This window comes from Aliihoeflea sp. 2WW (assembly GCF_000497755.1).
In the GTDB taxonomy this organism is placed as follows: domain Bacteria; phylum Pseudomonadota; class Alphaproteobacteria; order Rhizobiales; family Rhizobiaceae; genus Aliihoeflea.
In genome coordinates this window covers 65078-87445 of record NZ_AYOD01000013.1, presented here as the reverse complement: position 1 = coordinate 87445, position 22368 = coordinate 65078, and the positions used below count along the sequence as shown (strand labels likewise).

Below are 22368 nucleotides of genomic sequence, written 5' to 3'. Positions count from 1 at the left end.
GGGGACCGCCGAAGGCGGTGGAGGGGGCGCGCAGCTTGTGAAAAAGATATCGACGCCAAGCCCTACCGCGCCATCGCGTGGTACTCATCGTTCGGGCGCATGTCGATCGCCGCCGCCACCCGGTTGGACATATTGTAGAACCCGACCGTCGAGGCGATGTCGAAGATGTCGCGATCCGAAAAGCCCGCATCGCGCAGGCCCTGCCGGTCGGCTTCCTCGATCTTGTCGGGACTTTCGGTCAGCTTGACCGCGAAATCGAGCATCGCCTTCTGCTTGGCCGACAGGTCTGCAGCGCGATAATTGGTCACCATCATTTCGCCGAGCTTGGGATCGCCCGACAATTGCCGCACCGCCGCGCCATGCGCGACGAGGCAGTAGTAGCAATGGTTCACCGACGAGACGGCGACGGCGATCATCTCGCGCTCGAGCTTCGACAGGCCGGATTCGCCCAGCATCAGATCGTTGTACATGTCGGTGAAGGCGCGCAGCTTCTTCTCGTCGAAGGCGTAGGCGCGCAGCACGTTGGGGACCAGTCCGAGCTTTTCTTCGCACTTTGCGAAATAGGCCTTCGTCCCGTCCGACAATTCGGGCTGTTCGATGTTCAGTGCCGTGACCCGCTCGCTCATGCCGTCATCTCCCTATCAAACTTGTCTGTAACTGACGCAGCGTCGCTCATTTTCGTGAAACCGGTGCCACTTTCTCGGCGGATGTTCTAGTCTCGAAAGAAAAATGCGATGAAATCGGGGAGATCGCCGTCCATGGCTGTGCGCAAGACCGCAACCGCATCGAAGGTCAAGACCGAGGCGGGCGCCGAAAAGCTCGCGGGCTTCTTCAAGGCGCGGGCGCCTGAGGAGGATCGCGAGGCCTATACGAGCGAGGCTTTCGCCACCGCCGGCGCGCTCGCCTATCGGGCGCTGAAGCACCACAAGCGCGGCGACAGCCTGATCGTGCTCGACAATGAGGGCGAGATCGAGCGGCAGGGCCGGGCCGTCACGGCCATCACCGTCATCAACGACAACATGCCCTTCCTGTTCGATTCGGTCCTCGCCGAAATCACCGAGCAGGCCGGCGAAGCTGCGCTCGTCCTTCATCCGGTCGTCCTCGTGCGGCATGAGAAGAAGGGCGTCGCCGAGCTTCTGGGCGAGGCCGGCAGCGCCAAGGGCGACGATGCGACCGACCGGGTCTCGATCATCCACGTCCACGTGCCGAAGCTGACGCAGGACGAGTGCGAGGCGCTGAAGCGTGGGCTCGAACATGTGCTGGCGCAGGTCAAGCTGGCAGTGACCAACTGGCGGCCGATGCTCGCCCGGCTCGACCAGGCGATCACCGAATACCGCTACCAGCCGGTGCCGATCGACAAGGCGCAGGTGGGCGAAGCCATCGCCTTCCTCGAATGGCTGCGCGACGACAATTTCACCTTCCTCGGCATGCGCGAACTGCGCTATTCGGGCGGCGAGGAGACCGGCACGCTGGAGCGTGCGCCCAAGGGCGGGCTCGGCATCCTCTCCGATCCGGAAGTGCGCGTCCTGCGGCGCGGCGGCGAGCCGGTGACGACCACGCCTGAAATCCGTGCCTTCCTCTACGGCCCCGAAGCGCTGCTGGTCACCAAGGCCAACGCCAAGTCGGTCGTCCACCGGCGCATCTATCTCGACTATATCGGCGTCAAGACCTTCGACCAGAAGGGCAAGCTTCTGGGCGAACTGCGCATCGTCGGCCTCTTCACCTCGACCGCCTACACGCGATCGGTGATGAAGATCCCCTACCTGCGGTCCAAGGCGACAGCCGTGATCGAGAAGTCGGGTTTCGATCCGTCCGACCATTCGGGCAAGGCGCTGATCAACGTGCTGGAATCCTATCCGCGCGACGAGCTGTTCCAGATTTCGGTGCCGATCCTGCGCAAGCACGCCGAGGCCATCCTGGCGCTGGGCGAGCGGCCGCGCGTGCGCGCGCTCTACCGCGTCGACCAGTTCGACCGCTTCGTCTCCGCCATCGTCTACGTGCCGCGCGACCGCTACGATTCCGACGTGCGCGAGCGGATCGGGCAGTATCTGGTCAAGGTCTTCGACGGCCGGCTGTCGGCCTATTATCCGGCCTTCCCGGAAGGCTCGCTCGCGCGCGTCCACTTCATCATCGGCCGCACCAGCGGCAAGACGCCGAAGGTCGATCCCGCCGAACTCGAAGCTGGAATGCGCGACATCGTGCGGACCTGGGACGACGCGCTGCGCGAGGAGGTGACCGAAAACCGCGCCGATCCGAAGCTCGCCGCGCTCGCCGCCGGCTTCGACCAGACCTATCGCAACAGCTTCTCCGCCGCGGTCGCGATGCGCGATGCGGCGGTCATTTCCGACATCGGCGACGACCGGCCGATCGCGATCGACTTCTACCGCGAGAAGCCGGAGACGGCGTCCCATGCCGGGCTGAAAATCTATCACCAGGGCGAACCGGTGGCGCTGTCGAAGCGCGTGCCGCTCCTGGAAAACATGGGCTTCCGGGTGATCTCGGAGCGCACGTTCGAGATCGCGCGGGCGGGTGCCAAGCCGGTCTTTTTGCACGACATGGAGCTCGAAAGCGCATCCGGCGCCGAGATCGATCTGGCCGATGGCGGCGCGCTTCTGGCCGACGTCTTCCTGTCGGTCTGGAATGGGCAGAGCGACAATGATTCCTATGCGGCGCTGGTCCAGACGGCGGGGCTGACGGCGCGTAACATCGGTCTCTTGCGCGCCTATGGCCGCTATCTCCAGCAGGCGGGGATTCCGCAGAACCAGGAGTTCGTCGCCTCGGTTTTGAACCGGTATCCTGCCATCGCGGGCCATCTGATCGGGCTTTTTTTGGCCCGTTTCGACCCGGAACGAGCTGAAAACAGCGAAGTTTCAGCTCAAAAGGCGGCTGAATCGATCGAAACGGCGTTGGAATCGGTGCCCCAGATCGATGATGACGCCGTGATTCGGCGCTATCTGAACCTCATCCAATCGACCTTGCGGACCAATTTCTACGGGCGCGACAGGGACGGCGTGTCGCTGGCCCTGAAGCTCGATTCGCGCGCCGTGCGCGGTCTGCCGGCACCGCGTCCGTGGCGGGAAATCTTCGTCTACGGGCCGGAGGTCGAGGGCGTGCATCTGCGCTTCGGCGCGGTGGCGCGCGGGGGCTTGCGCTGGTCGGACCGGGCGCAGGATTACCGCACCGAAGTGCTCGGCCTCGTCAAGGCGCAGCAGGTCAAGAACGCGGTGATCGTGCCGGTCGGCGCCAAGGGCGGGTTCTTTCCGAAGCAGTTGCCGGTGGGCGGTTCGCGCGGCGAAATCTTCGAGGCGGGCAAGAAGGCCTATATCAACTTCATCACTTCGCTGCTTTCGGTCACCGACAATATCGAGGGCGACCATGTGGTGCCGCCGGCTGATGTTGTGCGTCACGACAGGGACGATCCCTATTTCGTCGTCGCGGCGGACAAGGGCACGGCGACTTTTTCCGACACCGCGAACGCGATCAGCCAGGCGCATGGCTTCTGGCTCGACGACGCCTTCGCCTCGGGCGGATCGGCCGGCTACGACCACAAAAAGATGGGCATCACCGCGCGCGGCGCGTGGGAGGCGGTGAAGCGGCATTTCCGCGAGATGAACCGCGACATCCAGACCGAACCCTTCACCGTGACCGGCGTCGGCGACATGTCGGGCGACGTGTTCGGCAACGGGATGCTGCTGTCGAAGGCGACGCGGCTGATCGCGGCGTTCGACCATCGCGACATCTTCATCGATCCCGGCCCGGATATGGCGTCGTCCTTCGAGGAGCGGCAGCGGCTCTTCGACAAGGGCCAGTCGAGCTGGCAGGACTACGACCGCGAAAAGCTGTCGGAAGGCGGCATCATCGTTTCGCGCAGCCAGAAATCGATCGAACTTTCGAAGGCTGCGGCGGCCGCGATCGGCCTTTCGTCGACGACGGCGACGCCGGTCGAGATCATGCGCGCGATCCTGATGGCCAAGGTCGACCTTCTCTGGTTCGGCGGCATCGGGACCTATGTGCGGGCCGAGGCGGAGAGCAATGCCGATGTGGGCGACAAAGCCAACGACACGCTGCGGATCACCGCCCGCGAAGTCGGCGCCAAGGTAATCGGTGAAGGCGCCAATCTCGGCGTCACCCAGCGCGCGCGCATCGAATACGGGATGAATGGCGGACGCTGCAATTCGGACGCCATCGACAATTCGGCGGGCGTCAATTCCTCGGACGTCGAGGTCAACATCAAGATCGCGCTCGCCTCGGCGATGCGGGCGGGCGATCTGACCAGGCCCAACCGCGACAAGCTCCTGGCCGACATGACGGACGAGGTGGCGCATCTGGTGCTTGCCAACAATTACCGGCAATCGCTGGCGATTTCGCTGACCGCGCTGCGCGGGGCGGCCGATCTCGGCTATCAGGAACGTTTCATGGAGGCGCTGGAAGGGCGCGGGCTGCTCGACCGCGAAGTCGAGGTGCTGCCCTCCGCGGCCGCGATGGCGGATCGGGAGGCGCGCGGCGTGCCGCTGACGCGGGCCGAGATCGGCGTGCTGCTGGCCTATGCCAAGATCGTGCTCTTCGACGACATCGTGGCGAGCAAGGTGCCGGACGATCCGCATCTCGAAGCCGATCTTCTCGACTATTTTCCGCAGAAGATGGTCAGGAAGTTCGCCGGGCCGATCAAGTCGCACCGGCTGCGCCGCGAGATCATCGCGACGCAGCTCGCCAACGAGGCGATCAATCGCGGCGGGCCGTCCTTCGTCAGCCGGCTGCAGGATCTGACCGGCCGCTCGGCGGCGGAGGTGGTCGCGGCCTTTGCGGTCGTGCGCGACGGGTTCGACCTGCCGGAACTCTATCGCGAGATCGACGCGCTGGACGCGAAGATCGACGGGGCGACACAGCTCGAACTCTACCAGCAGGTCGGAAGGCTGGTGCATTCGGCGAGCGCGTGGTTCCTGAAGAACGACCTGACCTCCGATGCGATCGGCGCCGAGATCGAGGGGATGCAGGGCGCGCGCAAGGCGCTGGAGCCGAAGCTGGCGAAAATGCTGCCGCCGTTCACGCAGGAAAAGCAGGACGAGCGCATGGACGCTCTTCTCAAGGCCGGAGTGTCGCAGAAGCTTGCCGAGCGGATCGCGCAGCTTCACGTGACCGAACTCGTGCCCGACATCGCGCTGGTTGCCGAGACGGCGAAGGCGGAACTGGAAACGGCCGCGCGGGCCTTCTTTGCCGTCACCGATGCGTTCCGGATCGGACGCATCGCGGATGCCGCACGCTCGATCGCGCCGTCCGACTATTATGACGGGCTGGCGCTGGCGCGCGCGACCGACCAGATCAACGCGGCGCGACGCGGGATCGCGGCGGCAGCGCTGAGCGCGTTTCCGAAGGAAAAGGCCCCGGTGGAGGCCTGGATCGCGGCGGGCGGCATGCGGATTTCGCGCACGCGCGATCGGCTGCAAAGCCTGACGGAGGGCGGCGACATCACCGTTTCGCGGCTGACGGTCGCGGCCGGGCTGATGTCGGATTTGGCTGATGTGACGGTGACGGGCTAGGCGTCGGGAATTGTCAGGAGCGCCCCCTCCGTCCCTTCGGGCCACCTCCCCCGTAAACGGGGGAGGATCTAGGTCGAGACTGGCCGCAACGGTGGTTCCTCCCCCGTTTACGGGGGAGGTGGCCTTAAGGGACGGAGGGGGCGCAATCGTCAAGTATGATGGGGGGACGACGATATTGAGTTCTGACACGAGTGAACGCGCGCCGAAGCGGGCGATCTGGGGCTGGATGTTCTTCGACTGGGCGCAGCAGCCCTTTCACACGCTGATCATCACCTTCGTCTTCGCACCCTATTTCGCCGCCGCCGTTGCGCCGGATGCGGCGCGGGGGCAGGAGTTGTGGGGCTATGCGACGGGGATCGGCGGGCTCCTGATCGCCTTTTCTTCGCCCGTCCTCGGCGCGATCGCCGATGCAAGCGGGCCGCGCAAGCCGTGGATCGCGGTGTTTTCTGTCATCGGCATCGTCGGCTGCTGGATGCTGTGGTTCGCCGCGCCCGGCATGAGCGACCTGACGTGGATATTGATCATCATCGCGGTCGCGGTGTTCGGCATGGAATATGCCGCCGTCTTCAACAATGCGATGATGCCGACGCTGGTGCCGCGCTCCGAACTCGGGCGGCTTTCGGGCTCGGCCTGGGGCCTCGGCTATGTCGGCGGGCTGATCTCGCTGATCATGGTGCTGGGTTTCATGTCGGCTTCGCCGGAGACAGGGCGCACGCTGATCGGGCTGGAGCCGGTGCTCGGGCTCGACCCGGCGATGCGCGAGGGCGACCGGGCGGCGGGGCCTCTGACGGCGCTCTGGTATCTCGTCTTCATCATTCCGATGTTCCTCTTCACCGCCGACGTGACGCGCAAGCCCGCGATCAAGGGCGCGGTGCGCGACGGGCTCTCGAAGCTGAAGCAGACGCTGAAGCGCCTGCCGTCCGAGCGCAGCTACTTCTCCTTCCTGATCTCGTCGATGTTTTATCGCGATGGCCTCAACGCGCTTTACGCCTTCGGCGGCATCTATGCGGCCGGCGTGCTGGGTCTTTCGATCATCCAGATCGGCATTTTCGGCATCCTCTCCAACATCACCGGCGCGATCGGCGCCTATGTCGGCGGGCGGATGGACCAGCGCTTCGGGCCGAAGATCGTCGTGGCGTGGTCGGCAGTGATCCTCGCGCTTTGCTGCGCGCTCATCATCTCGACGACGCAGGGCCAAGTGCTGTTCACGACCGTGGCGGAGGGCAGCGGCCTGCCGGTGCTGGTGTTCTACTTCGCCGGCTGCCTGATCGGGGCGGCGGGCGGGTCGATCCAGGCTGCCTCGCGCACGCTTCTCGTCGATCAGGTCGACACCGACCGGGTGACGGAAGCCTTCGGGCTCTATGCGCTGTCGGGCAAGGCGACGAGCTTCATCGGGCCGCTGTCGATCGCGCTCGTGACCGGCTTGGCGGCGTCGCAGGCCTTCGGCCTTTCGCCGGTGGACGCGCAGCGGGTCGGCGTGACGCCGATCATCGCGCTCTTCATCATCGGGCTGGCGCTGTTGCCCTTCGTGAAAAGCCGGCACCGGGAGGTCGTCGCGTAAAGGGCTTGCCATCGTGGGGCATGGGTCCCACATTGGGAACGTGTTCAACGAACTGAAAGGAGGTGATCCGATGTCGAGTGTTATCGTTAGCCGTAGCGTGGCCCGAGCGGATTGCCCTTTCGGGAAGCAGCCTTCCTGACGGGGTTGATGCGCGGCCGGGCCTGACCCGGATGCCGCGCTGCGGATAAGAGACACGGAAGGGCCGGTCGCCGAGACCGGCCCTTTTTCGTAGGCTGCATGTCTACATGGTCAGGAAAAGCCGCTCGGTGTTGCTGATGATTTCCTGAAAGGCGGCATCGAGTTCGGGGCCGGTCGATGCTTCGAAATAGTGCTTGATGATGCCTGTATCGTCGCTTGCGCAGGCGTTCAGCACGGCTTTCGCGTCGCGGCGATCCTGCGCAGGGATCGAACGGTTGTCGAGGTCGAAGCCGATGGTGAAGATTTCGATGCCGTCGGCCTTCATCCGGTCGCACAGCGCCTCGGCCGTGCTGCGGGCCGCGCGGCCCTGCGCGTTGACCGGGCGCGAATCTCCTCCGGCGAAGACGGTGTTGAACTGGCCGTCCGTCATCAGGATCGCGATCTTGCCGACATCCTGCGGGTCGGCGTCTGCCGGGCCGGCACCGAGCCGCGCATTGCGGATCGTGTCGCGCCATTCCGGCGACAGCATGTATTGCGTCCACTGGATGCCGATCGAGCCGGCCGTATAGCCGACCGCGTTGAAGGCGTTGATGGAGCGCTTCAGCGCATCGGCGTCGGCGGTCAGGGGCACGATTGTTGCCTTGGGGCAGTCCTTGGTGTCGAGGCGGTCGTCGCGATTGATGCGGGCGTAGAACTTCCTGCTCGGGTCGCCGGGATATTCGCGCAGCGTCATCGGGCTGGCGTCGGAATAGTCGGGCGAGAGGTCGGGCAGCTTGCGCTCGGTTGCGCAATTGTCGGCGAAGCTGCCGGTGTTGTCCGAGACGTAGCGCGCGCTTGCGCCGACATAAGGCGGCAGGTCGCTCGCGCCCCTGCGTTCCTGGAAGACGACCGACGAGGATGCGAGCGTGCCGACATTCACCGCCTCCGCATAAGGCACGATCGATACGCGGACGCGCGGATTGCGCGGGTCCTGGCTGCCGAGCAGGGCGTTGACGGCATTGGTGGCGGCGCTCTTCAGATCCCTGATCTTCTGCCCCGCCATCGAGCCGGTGACGTCAAGCATCATCGCGACCTCGATCCTGCGGTCGGAATAGAGCGCGGCGGTGGTGGCGGCGACGTCGCGGGTCTTTTCCGCGCCGAAGAGCGGGAACGCGAGGTCGATATTGGCCTTGGCCGTCGCTTCGACGGTGCGGGCGACGCGGTCGACGGTCAGCGTATCGAGCGTGACAGCACCTTCGCGGGCAAAGGCGCCGCCGCCATTGGCGATGAGGAACGCCTCGACCGAGGCGCGGGCGTCGGCCTCGGCGATCACGCCGGTCGTCAGGTCGCGGGCGGTGGAGGCGACGGCGGCGTCGAGCGCGTTCTGCAGCGCCGACTTGGTGTTCATGAGCTGCGCCGTATTGACGCCGAAGCCGGCGCCGACCGCCAGCATGGACAGGGTCGCGCCCGTCAGGATCGCGAAGTTGCCGCGCCGGTCGGACATGAACCGCGTCAAGATGTTCGAAAACCGTGCCATCGATCTCTCCTCGTCGGCCGCCGCGGCCGGTTGCGGAAGGAGGTGCAGGATCGACGCCAGAAAACGGAATCTCGGCGGGTGGTGAGGCTAAGGCTCTGAAAGGATTATCGTTTACTGGAAGTTAGGGTTAGCATCCGGTTAATTTTCGCGTGGGGCTTTGGCGGGCGTCCCGGTCCGGCGTCGCCGCTGTCCCGTTTCGGGACGTCAGTCGCACCAGGAGGCGCGAGCCTTGCCGTCATAGGGGCGGACGAGGCCGACCTCGAGGAGGCGCTCGACGATCCCGTCGCCTTCCGGCGTCTCGATGTCGGCGACGACGCGGCCGAAGAACTTGTCGCCATCGACATTGCGGACGTGGAAGGCGCCGGAGGCGAGCAGGCCGGCGAGGGTGTCGCGTGCGTCGAGGGCAGCCAGCTTTTCCGCTTCGCAGCGTGAGCGCAGTTCAGGCGCGTCGATGCCGCGTAGGCGAACCGACACGCGCACCGTGTGGCCCGGCCAGACATGAACATCGGCTTCGACCGTATCGCCGTCGATGACGCGCACCAGGCTCGCACGGACGGGACCGGCGATTTCGGCGGCGTGGGCGGGGAGGGCAAAAAGCGCCAGAAGCAAAATAGGAATAAAAGCCATACGGCATTTATTCCTATTTGCATCGATCTGGCAAGAGGCTCAGGCGGAAAGGCTGAGCGGGGCGTCGGCAGCGCGGGGTGCGCGGCGCAGTTCGGTGGCCACAGGTTCGGATTTCTGCTCGTAGGTCCACACCTCGAACTTCAGCAATTGATGGGCGCCGAATGTGTGGACGATCGGCACGTCGGTGGCGTCGCGGCCGCGGGCGAGAACGACGCGGCCGGTGCGCGGCACGTTGTGGCGCGCGTCGAAGGTGTACCAGCCGCCTTCGAGATAGACCTCGAACCAGGCGGAGAAATCCATCGGGGCGGGATCGGCGGGCACGTTGATGTCCCCGAGATAGCCGGTTGCGTAGCGGGCCGGGATGTTCATCGCGCGGCAGAGGGTCACGGCGAGATGGGCGAAGTCGCGGCAGACGCCGACGCGCTCGTCGTAGGCCTGGCCAGCGGTGCGGCTGGCGCGGGCGTATCCGTAGCTGAACGAGATGCGGTTGTGGACGAAATCGCAGATCGCCTGCACGCGCTGCCAGCCCGGCTTGAAATTGCCGAACAACTGCCAGGCGATCGGCGTCATCAGGTCGGTCTCGCAATAGCGGCTGCCGAGAAGATAGATCAGCGCTTCGGCGGGCAGGTGGTCGACCGGGACTTCGCCGGCATCCTCGGCGATCACGTCAGCCTTGCCTGAATCCTCGACCACGGCATCGTAGCGCACGGTGAACTCGCCCTGGGGCGCGACGAGGCGGCGGCAGCGATTGCCGAACTGGTCGACATAGGTGCGCATCGGCACCATCGGATGCGAGGTGACGCCGCTTTGCCAGCGGATGTCGGCCCGGCGATCGGGGTGGAGGTCGAGCGAGAGGATCATCGGGGTCGGCTGCGCGCAGGAAATCCCGATTTCGTAACCCAGACGGATCAGCATGGCACAACCTTTCGTGGTAGATGTCGTGTGCCTAACGCCGGCTCGTGCCCGCCTGTTCCTTCCGCTATGCCGCAATTCGTTGGGCGGACGATAGATTAGAAATCGCTTGCGCGACCCTTCACTTCCCAGTCGCCGTAGCGAGCCGGATCGCGCCCGCCGCGGCCGCCTTTTTCGATCGGCAGATCGGCCTCGGCGGCGTCGTATTCGCGCCGGCGCGCTTCGGCCTCGACCAGCGCACGGCGGGCGGCTTCGGTGAGAATGCGGGGGGCGGGGGCGTCGGCGGGGTCGGACATGGGGTCTTCAAGGCTGCGATATTGAAACAAGGGCTTGATCTTCCCATCATATAGGCCGCATTCACGCGCTTTGCGACCGCCCGACGAACGAGGACAGGACACCGAGATGAACATCATGCGCACCGCCATGCTTCTGGCGTTCATGACCGCGCTCTTCATGGGCGTCGGCTACCTGATCGGCGGCTCGGGCGGCATGATGATCGCCTTCTTCGTCGCGGCTGCGATGAACCTGTTTTCCTACTGGAACTCCGACAAGATGGTGTTGCGCATGCACAATGCCGTCGAAGTCGACGAGCGTTCGGCGCCCGAATATTACGGCATGGTGCGCGATCTCGCGGCGCGGGCGCAGCTTCCGATGCCGAAGGTCTATCTGATCCGCGAGGACCAGCCGAACGCCTTCGCCACCGGCCGCAACCCGCAGAACGCAGCCGTTGCGGCGACGACGGGGCTGCTCGACCGGCTCTCCTATGACGAGGTGGCGGGCGTGATGGCGCACGAACTGGCGCATGTGCAGAACCGCGACACGCTGACCATGACCATCACCGCGACGATCGCCGGCGCGATCTCGATGCTGGCGAATTTCGCGTTCTTCTTTCGCGGCAACAATAACAATCCGCTCGGCTTCATCGGCGTGCTGGTGGCGATGATCGTCGCGCCGCTGGCGGCGATGATGGTGCAAATGGCGATCAGCCGGACCCGCGAATATGCCGCCGACCGGCGCGGCGCGGAGATCTGCGGCAGCCCGCAATCGCTCGCCTCGGCCTTGAACAAGATCGCGAGTTCCGCAGGCCGCCTGCGCAACGACAATGCCGAGCGCAACCCGGCGACGGCGCACATGTTCATCATCAATCCGCTGTCCGGCGAGAAGATGGACAATCTCTTTTCCACCCATCCCGACACGCAGAACCGCATCGCCGCGCTGATGAAGATGCAGGGCGAGTTCGCGCCGCAGGCTGCGGCGGCGACCTCAGCCAGCGGTCCGTGGGGCGGCAATTCGCCCTCCGGCCCGCGGGGTCCGTGGTCGTGAGCGCGGTGAAGGGCGCCCGCACGAAGCCGCAGCACACCGAAACCCATGACGACACGCCCGGCCTGACCGCCCGGCGTGTCGCCGCGCGCCTGCTTGGCGCCGTGATCGACACGAAGACACCGCTCGACGGACTGACGGACGGCGAACACGGCCATCCGCAATATCGCGCGCTCGATGCGCGCGACCGCGGGCTGGTGCGCGCGATCCTGACGACGGCGCTCAGGCACCGCATGGCGATCCAGGCGCTGATCGACGCCCGGCTCGACCGGAAGCTGCCGTCGAACGCGGCGGCGCTCAATCACATCCTCCATGTCGGCGCGGCGCAGTTGCTGTTCCTCGACGTTCCCGACAGCGCGGCCGTGGACCTCGCCGTCACCCACGCCAAGGGGGATCCGCGCACGCGGCGCTTCGCCAACCTCGTCAACGCCATCCTGCGCGAGATCGGGCGGCGCAAGGAGCGCGCGCTGCCGGCCGTTCTGGCGAAGACGGCGGAGGCGCCGGACTGGTTCGCCGAGCGGCTGGACGCCGCCTATGGCCCGGACCGGGCGCGGGCGATCCTCGATATGCACCGCCACGAGGCGGCGATCGACCTGACGGTGAAGTCGGACTCGGAAGGCTGGGCCGAGAAGCTGGGCGGCTTCGTGCTGCCGACGGGCTCGGTGCGGCTGACCTCGATCGAGGGACCGGTTTCGGAGCTTTCCGGATTTGCCGACGGCGAATGGTGGGTGCAGGACGCGGCCGCCGCGCTGCCGGCTCGGCTGATGGGCGACATTTCCGGCCTGCGCGTCGCCGATATCTGCGCTGCGCCGGGCGGCAAGACGGCGCAGCTTGCGCAGTCGGGGGCCAGGGTCGTCGCGGTCGAGAAGGTGCCGAACCGGGCGAAGCGGCTTGCCGGAAATCTGGAACGGCTGAAGCTCGACGCCGAGATCGTCGTCGCAGACCTCTTCGAGCATAAGCCGGACGCGCTTTACGACGCCGTGCTGCTCGACGCGCCGTGCTCCTCGACCGGGACGATCCGTCGGCATCCGGATGTGCTGTGGACGAAGACTCCGGAAGACATTGCGCGGCTCGCCGGGCTGCAGCGGCGGATGCTCGACCATGCGGCGACGCTGGTGAAACCGGGCGGAATGATCCTGTTCTGCAACTGCTCGCTCGACCCCGAAGAGGGCGAGGCGATGATCGCGACGGCGCTCCAGGAGAACGCAAAGCTGGAGCGGATGCCCTTCGCCGCCGGTGAGTTTCCGATCGTCGACGGGTTCCTCGATGTCGATGGCGCGGTGCGCACGACGCCGGCCGGGCTACCCGATCAGGACCCCAAGCGCGCGGGGCTCGACGGATTTTATGCCGTACGGTTACGGGTCAAGGGATGAAGCGTTCCAATTTGAAACGCATTTGACCTTCGCACAACCACTTGAATCAGCTATGATTCCTTGATTGCGAGCATCGCAAGTCGCCCGGCAACCTGTATTTCCGCCGGGACGCATGCTCGGGGCTGCATCGCGGAGCGGCGATGAGGAGGTCGGGGTCTTGGCAATGGCGTTGAACTACGATCCCCAATTGTGGGGTTTCGTGGCGAGCGAGGCATGGCGCCGCGCGCGTCGACGCCTGCGTTCGGGCCCGCTCTATCGCTGGCGCTTTTCGGGCCGCACGCCGCAGCGCATCCTGATCGCCCCGCCGGATTTGCGGCTCGCCGACGGCGCGCTGGCGCAGGAATTCTATCGCGGCCGCTTTCCGCTCGCAGGTGCCGTCGTTGCGACGGGCGGCACGTCGCCCTTTCGCGCCGAGCGCGCGCCGGCCGCGTGGCTTGAGGCGCTGCACGCGTTTCGCTGGCTGCGCCACATGCGCGCCGCGGAGACCAACCTTGCCGCCGGCAATGCGCGCGCGCTCGTTTCCGACTGGATCGCGATCCATGGACGCCGGATCAACGGTCCGGCCTGGGCGCCGGCAACGGTCGCCAAAAGGCTGATCGCCTGGCTGCAGCATTCCTCGATCGTGCTTGCCGGCGCCGACATCCAGTTCTACCGGGCGTTTCTGAAATCGCTCGCGGTGCAGATGCGCTATCTGCGCGCCGTGGCCGGCGAGATGCCCGATGGCGAGGAGCGGCTGCGCGCGCGGATCGCGATCGCGTTCGCGACGCTCTCGCTGCCCTCGTCGCCGGCGCGGCTTCATGCGGCCTCGAAGGCGCTGGCGCTGGAACTCGACCGGCAGATCCTGCCGGACGGCGTTCATATCTCGCGCAATCCCGGGGCCGTGCTGGAGCTTCTGGCGGACCTGCTGCCGTTGCGACAGACCTATTTCAACCAGGCCGAAGCTCCGCCGGATGCGCTGATCAACGCCATCGAGCGGATGCTGCCGGCACTGCGCTTCTTTCGCCATCAGGATGGTGTCCTGGCGCGGTTCAACGGCATGGGCGCGACGAGCCACGACCGCGTGGCGGCGATCCTCCACCATGACGACACCGGCGGCGCGCCGATCCTGCATGCCTCCCATGGCGGCTATGACCGGCTGGTGATGGGCGGCACGACGATCATCGCCGATACCGGCGCCCCGCCGCCGCCAGATGTCAGCCACGAGGCGCAGGCGGGATGCCTGTCCTTCGAGATGTCGTCGGGACGGCACCATTTCATCGTCAATTGCGGCGTCGACAGTTTCGGCGCCGAGGATTTCCGGCTGCTATCGCGCTCGACGGCGGCGCATTCGACCGCAACCGTCAACGAGACCTCCTCGGCGCGCTTCAACCTGCCGAACCGGCTGCGCGCCATGGTCGGCTCGCCGCTGATCGGCCCGATCCGCAAGGTGCGCGCGAAACGCTTCGACAGTCCCGGCATCCACGGCGTCTCGGCGAGCCATGATGGTTACGTCCAGCGCTTCGGTATCGTGCACGAGCGCGAGCTGATGCTGGCTGCAGGCGGCGACGTCTTCGAGGGTACGGACCGGTTCTTCACCGACCGCAACGGCGTCGCGCGGCCGGGACCGGGCATGACGGTTCAGATCCGGTTTCATCTCCATCCCGATATCGGCGTGTTCCGCAACGAGCGCGGGCAACTCGTCCTCAAAGGGAACGAGACGGATATCTGGACGGTGGATGTCGAGGGCGTCGCGCCGGTGGTCGAGGAATCGATGTTCTTCGCCTCGATCGGCGGGCCACGGCGCACGCGGCAGTTGGTGGTGGAGATCGATCCGTCGGTTCTGCCGGAGGTGGCGTGGCGGTTTACGCGGGTGGAGAAGAGCTGACGGGTCGCGCTCTGGCGCACCCCCCTCTGGCCTGCCGGCCATCTCCCCTCAAGGGGGGAGATCAGTCTCGTCATCGTTCCGCCCGGTCCTGCAATTGTTGAACGACGTTGGCGCGCGTGATCTCCCCCCTTGAGGGGAGATGGCCGGCAGGCCAGAGGGGGGGGTGACGGAGCGCAATCCTCTCCCACGTTCCGGTTGATTCACCGCCGATGTATGATAGGCGGGGCGCACCTCTCGCTTGCCCAAAGGACATCCCGCCATGGCCGTCGCGTCGAAGAACATTCCCGCACCCGACCGCGTGCGCGTTTCACGCGCGCTTCTTTCCGTTTCCGACAAGACCGGCCTCATCGACCTGACGCGTGAACTCGTCGCGCTCGGGGTCGAACTCGTCTCGACAGGCGGCACGGCGAAGGCGATCGCGGAGGCGGGGTTGAAGGTGAAGGATGTGTCCGACCTGACCGGTTTTCCCGAGATCATGGATGGGCGCGTGAAGACGCTGCATCCGTCGGTTCATGGCGGGCTGCTCGCCATTCGTGACGACGCCGAGCACAAGCAGGCTATGGAAACGCACGGGATCGGGCCGATCGACCTTGCGATCATCAATCTCTACCCCTTCGAGGAAGTGCGGCGCGCGGGCGGGGACTATGCGGCGACGGTGGAGAATATCGACATTGGCGGGCCGGCGATGGTGCGCGCCTCGGCCAAGAACCATGCCTATGTGGCGATCGTCACCGACCCCGCCGATTACGGCCGGCTGGTCGAGACGCTGAAGGAAAATGGCGGCGAGACGGGCTATCGCTTCCGGCAGGAACTCGCCGCCAAGGCCTATGCCCGCACGGCGTCCTATGACGCGGCGATTTCGGGCTGGTTCGCGGAGGCGCTGGAAATCGAGGCGCCGGCGTCGAGGGCGTTCGGCGGCAGGCTGGAGAGCGTGATGCGCTATGGCGAGAACCCGCACCAGAAGGCGGCGTTCTACGTCAATGGCGACGCGCGGCCGGGCGTCGCGACGGCGCGGCAGCTTCAGGGCAAGCAGCTTTCCTACAACAACATCAACGACACCGACGCGGCGTTCGAACTGGTCGGCGAGTTCGCGCCGGAAGCGGGCGCGGCGGTCGCGATCATCAAGCACGCCAATCCGTGCGGGGTCGGCACCGGCGGGACGCTGAAGGACGCGTATCAGAAGGCGGTCGAATGCGACCCGGTGTCGGCCTTTGGCGGGATCGTGGCGCTGAACGGGTTGCTCAATGCAGAGGCGGCGGAGGAGATCGTCAAGACGTTCACCGAAGTCATTATCGCGCCGGACGCTTCGCAAGAGGCCATCGCGCTGGTGGCGACGAAGAAGAATTTGCGCCTGCTGGTGACCGGCGGGCTGCCCGACCCGCGCGCGCCGGGCCTGGCGTTCAAGTCGGTTGCCGGCGGCATGCTGGTGCAAAGCCGAGACAACGGCGTCGTCGACGATCTCGACCTGAAGGTGGTGACGAAGCGCGCGCCGTCAGAGGCGGAGATGGCCGATCTGCGCTTCGCGTTCCGGGTCGCCAAGCATGTGAAGTCGAACGCGATCGTCTATGCGCGCGACGGCGCGACGGTCGGCATCGGCGCCGGGCAGATGAGCCGGGTGGATTCCTCGCGCATCGCCGTGCGCAAGGCATTGGATGCAGCCGAGGCTGCTGGCTGGGCCGAGCCGAAGACCAAGGGCTCGGTCGTCGCGTCGGACGCGTTCTTCCCGTTCGCCGACGGGCTGATCGCGGCGATCGAGGCGGGCGCGACGGCGGTGATCCAGCCGGGCGGCTCGATGCGCGACGACGAGGTGATCGCGGCGGCGGACGTGCACGGGATCGCGATGGTGTTCACCGGAATGCGTCACTTCCGCCATTAGGAGGCGGATGCCGGGCGCGCCCTATCGCGGGGCGCGCTTGGCGAGGATGCGCTGCAGGGTGCGGCGGTGCATGTTGAGGCGGCGGGCGGTTTCGGAGACGTTGCGGTCGCACATCTCGTAGACGCGCTGGATGTGCTCCCAGCGAACGCGGTCGGCCGACATCGGGTTCTCCGGCGGCGCGGCCTTTTCGCCCGTCTGGCGGGTCAGCGCGGCGTAGACGTCGTCGGCATCGGCGGGCTTGGAGAGGTAGTCGACCGCGCCGAGCTTCACCGCGTTGACGGCGGTGGCGATGTTGCCGTAGCCGGTGAGGATGATGGTGCGGCAATCGTCGCGCTTGTCGCGGATCGCGGACACGACGTCGAGCCCGTTTCCGTCGCCGAGCCGCATGTCGACCACCGCATAGGCGGGCGGCGCAGCGCGGACCTTGCCCACCGCTTCCTCGACGCTTTCGGCCGTGTCGACCGTGAAGCCGCGGCTTTCCATGGCACGCGCGAGGCGCGTCAGAAAGGGCTTGTCGTCGTCGACCAGAAGCAGGGTCGCGTCCGGCCCGAGGTCGGCATGGTCGATGGTTGCGTCTTCGTCGATCATTTTTCGAATGTCCCGTTTCCGCCTCTATTTAGGCAGAACCGCCGGATTTTCCAACGTTTCCGGCTCGTCAAAGGCCGATTTCGCCGCATTTGCGTCGAGAATCGCGCGCGGCCAGTTGACGCGGACGATCGCTCCCTGGCCGGGCGTCGCCGCATTGCCGAAACGCACCGTGCCCCCCGAACGTTCGAGCAGCGTCTTTGCGATGAAGAGGCCGAGGCCGAGTCCACCGCCAGCCGAAACGGCCGAGGAACGCTTGGTCATGTAGGGTTCGCCGATACGATCGAGGATCTCGGCGGGAAAGCCTTCGCCATCGTCGAGGATTTCGAGCGAGACCGTCTGCATGTCCCAGCTCCAGGTGATCGAAACGGTTTCGCGGGCGAAGTCGACGGCGTTTTCGACGAGATTGCCGAGGCCGTAGATGACGCCCGGATTGCGCCGGCCGATCGGCTCCGGACCCTTGCAGTCCTGCGGCTTGAGCTGGATCGCAATGCCGAAATCGCGGTGCGGCGCGATCACTTCCTCGATCAGCGAAGTGAAGGGCAGCCGCGCCATGTGTGCCTCGCCCTGCGAGGAGAGGCTGGTGAGCTGCTTCAGGATCGCGCGGCAGCGTTCGCTTTGGGAGCGCAGGAGCGTGACGTCCTCGCCATAGCGCGGATCGTTGCCGAGCGCGCGCTCCATTTCCTTGGCGACGAGCGCGATGGTGGCGAGCGGCGTGCCGAGTTCGTGCGCGGCGGCGGCGGCGAGCCCGTCGAGTGCGGAGAGGTGTTGCTCGCGCTGGAGGACGAGTTCGGTCGCGGCGAGTGCGGTGGCGAGGAGCCGTGCTTCCTCCGCGACGCGGAAGGCGTAGAAGGCGGTGAAGGCGAGGCAGGAGACGATCGCCATCCAGATGCCGGCCACATAGATGATCGGCATGGTCAGTTCGGTGCCAGGAAACCACGGCAGCGGATGGTGGAAGAAGGCAAGGCCGGTCGCCATGGCGATGACCAGCGCGCCCAGCATCGCCGTCCAGCGCAGCGGCAGGGAGGTCGCCGAGATGATGACCGGCGCGGTCATCAGGAGCGCGAAGGGATTGGTCAGCCCGCCGGTCATGTAGAGAAGACCGCCGAGCTGCAGCGCGTCGAAGGTGAGGATCGCGAGTGCGGCGAGCGGCGGCAGGCGGTGCGTCGCCGGATAGCGGAAGGCGAGCAGCAGGTTCAGCCACGCCGAGCAGCCGATCAGCGCGAAGCAGAGCGAGACCTGGACGGGGAATTGAAGCCAGAAGGCGACGACGAGAACCGCCGCGCTCTGGCCGACGACGGCGAGCCAGCGCAGCCGGATCAGCGTGTTGAGGCGGATGTGATGGAGGTGCCGGGGGTCCGGCGCGCGTAATTCTTCGACCATGAAGCCGTTATGCGGCGCGCGCGGGAAAACGCCAAGGGCGCACATGTCGCATGGCTACGTGCCGCGTGGCTTGGCGCGCGCCGTCGCCTGCGCCTCGAGCGGGTTTTCCGGCCAGACATGCTTCGGATAGCGCCCGCGCATGTCTGCGCGCACATCGGCCCACGAGCCGCGCCAGAAGCCGGGCAGGTCGCGCGTCGTCTGGATGGGGCGATGCGCGGGCGAGAGGAGTTCGAGCGTCATCGGCACCGTGCCGTTGGCGATCGACGGGTGGGCGTCGAGGCCGAAGAGTTCCTGTACGCGAATGGCGAGAACGGGCCAGTCGGCATCATAGCGGATCGGCAGGCGGCTGCCGGTGGGCGCATCATAGTGCGTCGGGGCGAGCGTTTCGAGCTTGCGGTGAAGCTCATAGGGAACGAGCGACATCAGGCCGTTGTGAAGGGCGGAGCCGGGAAGACGGGCGAGGTTTGCCTCGCCGGTGAGGAAGGGGAGAAGCCAGTCGTCGAGGCGGGCGAGAAGCGCCTCGTCGCCGACGTCCGGCCATGGATTGCCGAGGCCGCGATGGAGCCAGCCGAGACGGGCGCGCAGCGTTTCCGTCGACTTGTCCCAGGGCAGGATGGCGATGCCGTGCTGGCGGACGGCGTCGAGGATCGCACGGTCGGCATCCGGTCCCGTCGGCGCGGGCAATTGGCGCTCGGCGAGGATGATAGCGCCGAGGCGCTCGGTCTCGCGCACGCGCACCGAGCCCTTGGCAGGGTCAAACTGGGTTTCGCGCGTGGTCTCGATGCGGTTGGCGCAGAGGGCGCGGATGTCGTCTTCGGTGATGGTGACGGCGGAGGCGATGCGGGCGTTCTGTGCGCGGCCCTGAAGGTCTGCGACGACGAGGAACGGTGCGGCTGCGAGGGGATCGGAGGCGTCGATGGTGCCGCCGCGGCCGTTGGCGAGGACGAAATGGCCGTGTGCGCCGCGGGCCTTGGCGACGCGGTCGGGGTAGGCGAGGAGGAGGGTTGCGCCGGGGGAGGTGGACTGCTTTTCGTTTGGACCCCCACCCCGTACCCCTCCCCACAAGGGGGAGGGAGACGTGGGCGTTGGTGCCTTATCTTGTGACGTGGAGCCNCGCACGCGCACCGAGCCCTTGGCAGGGTCAAACTGGGTTTCGCGCGTGGTCTCGATGCGGTTGGCGCAGAGGGCGCGGATGTCGTCTTCGGTGATGGTGACGGCGGAGGCGATGCGGGCGTTCTGTGCGCGGCCCTGAAGGTCTGCGACGACGAGGAACGGTGCGGCTGCGAGGGGATCGGAGGCGTCGATGGTGCCGCCGCGGCCGTTGGCGAGGACGAAATGGCCGTGTGCGCCGCGGGCCTTGGCGACGCGGTCGGGGTAGGCGAGGAGGAGGGTTGCGCCGGGGGAGGTGGACTGCTTTTCGTTTGGACCCCCACCCCGTACCCCTCCCCACAGGGGGGAGGGAGACGTGGGCGTTGGTGCCTGATCCTGTGGCGTGGAGCCGGGGGTTGAGGTGTGGGGGATGGCGGAGGCGCTGGCGTCTCCCTCCCCCTTGTGGGGAGGGGTGCGGGGTGGGGGTCTCGACGAGGAACCCGCCAGCCGTTTCGCCAACTCTCGCGCCGCATCTGCGCGCTGGCCTTTTTCGCCGGCGAAGCGGCGCAGGCGGGTTTCGAGGTCGATGCCGGTGCCGCCGAGGCCGCGTTCGGTCAGGAGGACGGCGAGGCGCGCGGCGAGGCGGGGGTCTGCGGCTTCGGCGACCATGTGCGCGAGGCGGACGGGGAGCGCCAGCTTGCGCATGCGGTTGCCGGCGTCGGTCAGCCGGCCTTGGCGGTCGAGTGCGCCGAGGCTGACGAGGAGAGAGCGGGCTTCTGCGAGCGCAGCGGGGGGTGGCGGGTCGAGGAAGGCGAGGGTGGCGGGTTCGGTGACGCCGAAGGCGGCGGCGTCGAGGAGGAGGCCGGAGAGGTCGGCCTCGAGGATTTCGGGCGTCGAGAACGGGGCGAGCGATGCGGTCTGTTCGGCGCGCCAGAGACGGATCGCGATCCCCGGCTCTGTGCGGCCGGCGCGGCCCGCGCGCTGGTCGGCCGAGGCGCGCGAGGCGCGCACGGTCTCGAGCCGCGTCAGGCCGGTCGCGGGCTCGAATTTCGGCACGCGGGAGAGGCCGGAATCGATGACGATGCGCACGCCGTCGATGGTGATCGAGGTTTCGGCGATGGAGGTCGCGAGGACGATCTTGCGCCGGCCGGGCGAAGGTGGGCGGATTGCCTCGTCCTGCGCCTTGCCGACGAGGCCGCCATAAAGCGGGATGATGTCGCAATCGGCACCGACGCGGCCTTCCAGGCGTTCGGCGGTGCGCGCGATCTCGCGCTGGCCGGGCAGGAAGGCGAGGATGCTGCCGGTCTCATCGGCGAGCGCGCCGCGGATCGTATCGGCCATCGCGTCCTCGATCCGGACTGTCGAAGGCCGGTCGCGATGGCGGATTTCGACGGGAAAGCTGCGGCCCTCGCTGGTGATCACTTTCGCGTCGCCGAGAAGCGAGGCGACGCGCGCGCCATCGATGGTGGCGGACATGACGAGGAGCTTCAAATCCGGGCGCAGCGCGCCGGCGACGTCGAGCGCAAGGGCAAGGCCGAAATCGCCATCGAGCGAGCGCTCGTGGAACTCGTCGAAGAGGATGGCCGAGATGCCGGAAAGCTCGGGGTCGTCGAGGATCATGCGGGCAAGAATGCCCTCGGTGACGACGAGGATGCGCGTCTTCGGACCGGACTTCGAATCCATGCGCATGGCGTAGCCGACCGTGCCGCCAACCTCCTCGCCGATCAGGCTCGCCATCCGCCGCGCGGCGGCGCGGGCGGCGAGGCGGCGGGGTTCGAGGAGGAGGATGCGGCCGGTGCCGGCGAGGCCCGATTGCAGGAGGTGGAGCGGGACGAGCGTCGTCTTGCCGGCGCCGGGCGGGGCGACGAGAACGGCCTTGCCCGAGTTGGCCAGCGCGGCGGCGAGTTCGTCGAGCACGTCGCTGACGGGCAGGCGCGGCAGGCTCATGCGTCTTCGCCGATGGTGACGACCTGTCCGCCGGCCGCTTCTGCGTCGGCTTCGTCATGGGTGACGAGGATAACCGGCAGCATCGCCGCGCGGGCCTTGGCGAAGACGAGTTCGCGGATCTGGGCGCGCAGGCCGGCGTCGAGCTTGGAAAAGGGTTCGTCGAGAAGCATCATGCGCGGATGCGAAACGAGAGTGCGGGCGAGCGCGACGCGCGCCTTCTGCCCGCCCGACAAGGTGGCGGGGTCGCGCGCGCCGAAATCGGCGAGGTCGACATCGGCGAGGGCCATCTGGGCGTGTTCGAGACGCGCGGCGCGGCCCTTGATGTTTGCCGGCAAAGCGAAGGCGACATTGCCGGCGACCGACATGTGCGGGAACAGGAGCGGGTCCTGGAAGAGGAGACCGGCGTGCCGGTCTTCGGCGGGAAGGTTCGTGATCTCCGTCTCGTCCGAGAAGACGCGGCCGGATGCCGAAAACTCGGGCGCGAGGAAGCCGCCGATATAGGCGAGGAGGGTCGATTTGCCGGAGCCGGAGGGACCCATGACCGTCAACTTCTCGCCGGGCGCAACGCGCGCGGAAATCGCCAGCAGGAGACGCTGGCCGAGCGCGATCGTGATGGCGTCGAGCGTCAGCCCGTTCATGG

At 66.8% G+C, this 22368-nt stretch carries 15 protein-coding genes; 6 read left to right on the top strand and 9 right to left on the bottom strand.

The features are described from left to right. Nucleotides 1-62: 62 nt before the first annotated feature. Complete coding sequence (locus ALII_RS0108370; RefSeq protein ID WP_024586869.1) at nucleotides 63-626, bottom strand: peroxidase-related enzyme; 564 nt, start codon at nucleotides 624-626, stop codon at nucleotides 63-65. 132 nt (nucleotides 627-758) lie between these two features. On the opposite strand from ALII_RS0108370, the gene ALII_RS0108365 reads away from it, so the two are divergent. Both ALII_RS0108365 and ALII_RS0108360 read left to right on the top strand, forming a co-directional pair. Further along, nucleotides 759-5537, top strand: a complete 4779-nt coding sequence (locus ALII_RS0108365) for an NAD-glutamate dehydrogenase (RefSeq protein ID WP_024586868.1) — start codon at nucleotides 759-761, stop codon at nucleotides 5535-5537. Between the two features lie 226 nt (nucleotides 5538-5763). After that, nucleotides 5764-7098, top strand: coding sequence for an MFS transporter (locus ALII_RS0108360; RefSeq protein ID WP_081718934.1), 1335 nt, complete (start codon nucleotides 5764-5766; stop codon nucleotides 7096-7098). 241 nt (nucleotides 7099-7339) lie between these two features. Here the strand turns inward: ALII_RS0108360 and ALII_RS0108355 are convergent, their stop codons facing one another. The 4 genes from ALII_RS0108355 to ALII_RS0108340 form a co-directional block, all read right to left on the bottom strand. Continuing rightward, nucleotides 7340-8752, bottom strand: a complete 1413-nt coding sequence (locus ALII_RS0108355; protein WP_024586866.1) for a TadE/TadG family type IV pilus assembly protein — start codon at nucleotides 8750-8752, stop codon at nucleotides 7340-7342. 204 nt (nucleotides 8753-8956) lie between these two features. Beyond that, nucleotides 8957-9379 carry a thermonuclease family protein gene (locus ALII_RS0108350; RefSeq protein ID WP_029660336.1) on the bottom strand — a complete coding sequence of 141 codons (423 nt, stop codon included), beginning with the start codon at nucleotides 9377-9379 and terminating at the stop codon, nucleotides 8957-8959. Nucleotides 9380-9418: 39 nt separating this feature from the next. After that, a complete protein-coding gene (locus ALII_RS0108345) occupies nucleotides 9419-10294 on the bottom strand; it encodes a transglutaminase family protein (protein WP_024586864.1) in 876 nt (291 codons plus the stop codon). Nucleotides 10295-10389: 95 nt separating this feature from the next. Continuing rightward, complete coding sequence (locus ALII_RS0108340; RefSeq protein WP_024586863.1) at nucleotides 10390-10587, bottom strand: DUF1674 domain-containing protein; 198 nt, start codon at nucleotides 10585-10587, stop codon at nucleotides 10390-10392. Nucleotides 10588-10693: 106 nt separating this feature from the next. Here ALII_RS0108340 and htpX point away from each other — a divergent pair, with 106 nt between their 5' ends. The 4 genes from htpX (at nucleotide 10694) to purH (ending at nucleotide 16724) form a co-directional block, all read left to right on the top strand. Continuing rightward, nucleotides 10694-11614 (top strand): zinc metalloprotease HtpX, encoded by a 921-nt coding sequence (gene htpX, locus ALII_RS0108335; protein ID WP_024586862.1) that lies wholly within the window; start codon nucleotides 10694-10696, stop codon nucleotides 11612-11614. A 5-nt stretch (nucleotides 11615-11619) separates the two neighbouring features. Further along, entirely contained in the window at nucleotides 11620-12984 is a 1365-nt protein-coding gene (locus ALII_RS0108330; protein ID WP_244437381.1) for an RsmB/NOP family class I SAM-dependent RNA methyltransferase, read from the top strand. Nucleotides 12985-13147: 163 nt separating this feature from the next. Next, a complete protein-coding gene (locus tag ALII_RS0108325) occupies nucleotides 13148-14848 on the top strand; it encodes a heparinase II/III family protein (RefSeq protein WP_152529566.1) in 1701 nt (566 codons plus the stop codon). 259 nt (nucleotides 14849-15107) lie between these two features. After that, nucleotides 15108-16724 carry a bifunctional phosphoribosylaminoimidazolecarboxamide formyltransferase/IMP cyclohydrolase gene (gene purH / locus ALII_RS0108320; protein WP_024586859.1) on the top strand — a complete coding sequence of 539 codons (1617 nt, stop codon included), beginning with the start codon at nucleotides 15108-15110 and terminating at the stop codon, nucleotides 16722-16724. Between the two features lie 21 nt (nucleotides 16725-16745). On the opposite strand, the gene ALII_RS0108315 is transcribed toward purH, so the two are convergent. The 4 genes from ALII_RS0108315 to ALII_RS0108295 all read right to left on the bottom strand — a co-directional run bounded on the left by ALII_RS0108315 (nucleotide 16746) and on the right by ALII_RS0108295 (nucleotide 22366). Further along, entirely contained in the window at nucleotides 16746-17312 is a 567-nt protein-coding gene (locus ALII_RS0108315; RefSeq protein ID WP_051375806.1) for an ActR/PrrA/RegA family redox response regulator transcription factor, read from the bottom strand. Nucleotides 17313-17336: 24 nt separating this feature from the next. Then, nucleotides 17337-18692 carry an ActS/PrrB/RegB family redox-sensitive histidine kinase gene (locus tag ALII_RS0108310; protein WP_024586857.1) on the bottom strand — a complete coding sequence of 452 codons (1356 nt, stop codon included), beginning with the start codon at nucleotides 18690-18692 and terminating at the stop codon, nucleotides 17337-17339. Between the two features lie 54 nt (nucleotides 18693-18746). Continuing rightward, nucleotides 18747-21728 carry an ATP-dependent helicase HrpB gene (gene hrpB / locus ALII_RS23090; RefSeq protein WP_024586856.1) on the bottom strand — a complete coding sequence of 994 codons (2982 nt, stop codon included), beginning with the start codon at nucleotides 21726-21728 and terminating at the stop codon, nucleotides 18747-18749. Further along, nucleotides 21725-22366, bottom strand: coding sequence for an ATP-binding cassette domain-containing protein (locus ALII_RS0108295; protein WP_024586855.1), 642 nt, complete (start codon nucleotides 22364-22366; stop codon nucleotides 21725-21727). The genes hrpB and ALII_RS0108295 overlap by 4 nt, the downstream gene beginning before the upstream one ends. Nucleotides 22367-22368 lie beyond the last annotated feature (2 nt).

Bases quoted from the DNA above. Each gene is read 5' to 3' on its own strand.
- ALII_RS0108370 (WP_024586869.1), bottom strand. From the start codon at position 626: ATGAGCGAGCGGGTCACGGCACTGAACATCGAACAGCCCGAATTGTCG.
- ALII_RS0108365 (WP_024586868.1), top strand. From the start codon at position 759: ATGGCTGTGCGCAAGACCGCAACCGCATCGAAGGTCAAGACCGAGGCG.
- ALII_RS0108360 (WP_081718934.1), top strand. From the start codon at position 5,764: ATGTTCTTCGACTGGGCGCAGCAGCCCTTTCACACGCTGATCATCACC.
- ALII_RS0108355 (WP_024586866.1), bottom strand. From the start codon at position 8,752: ATGGCACGGTTTTCGAACATCTTGACGCGGTTCATGTCCGACCGGCGC.
- ALII_RS0108350 (WP_029660336.1), bottom strand. From the start codon at position 9,379: ATGGCTTTTATTCCTATTTTGCTTCTGGCGCTTTTTGCCCTCCCCGCC.
- ALII_RS0108345 (WP_024586864.1), bottom strand. From the start codon at position 10,294: ATGCTGATCCGTCTGGGTTACGAAATCGGGATTTCCTGCGCGCAGCCG.
- ALII_RS0108340 (WP_024586863.1), bottom strand. From the start codon at position 10,587: ATGTCCGACCCCGCCGACGCCCCCGCCCCCCGCATTCTCACCGAAGCC.
- htpX (WP_024586862.1), top strand. From the start codon at position 10,694: ATGAACATCATGCGCACCGCCATGCTTCTGGCGTTCATGACCGCGCTC.
- ALII_RS0108325 (WP_152529566.1), top strand. From the start codon at position 13,148: ATGGCGTTGAACTACGATCCCCAATTGTGGGGTTTCGTGGCGAGCGAG.
- purH (WP_024586859.1), top strand. From the start codon at position 15,108: ATGGCCGTCGCGTCGAAGAACATTCCCGCACCCGACCGCGTGCGCGTT.
- ALII_RS0108315 (WP_051375806.1), bottom strand. From the start codon at position 17,312: ATGATCGACGAAGACGCAACCATCGACCATGCCGACCTCGGGCCGGAC.
- ALII_RS0108310 (WP_024586857.1), bottom strand. From the start codon at position 18,692: ATGGTCGAAGAATTACGCGCGCCGGACCCCCGGCACCTCCATCACATC.
- ALII_RS0108295 (WP_024586855.1), bottom strand. From the start codon at position 22,366: ATGAACGGGCTGACGCTCGACGCCATCACGATCGCGCTCGGCCAGCGT.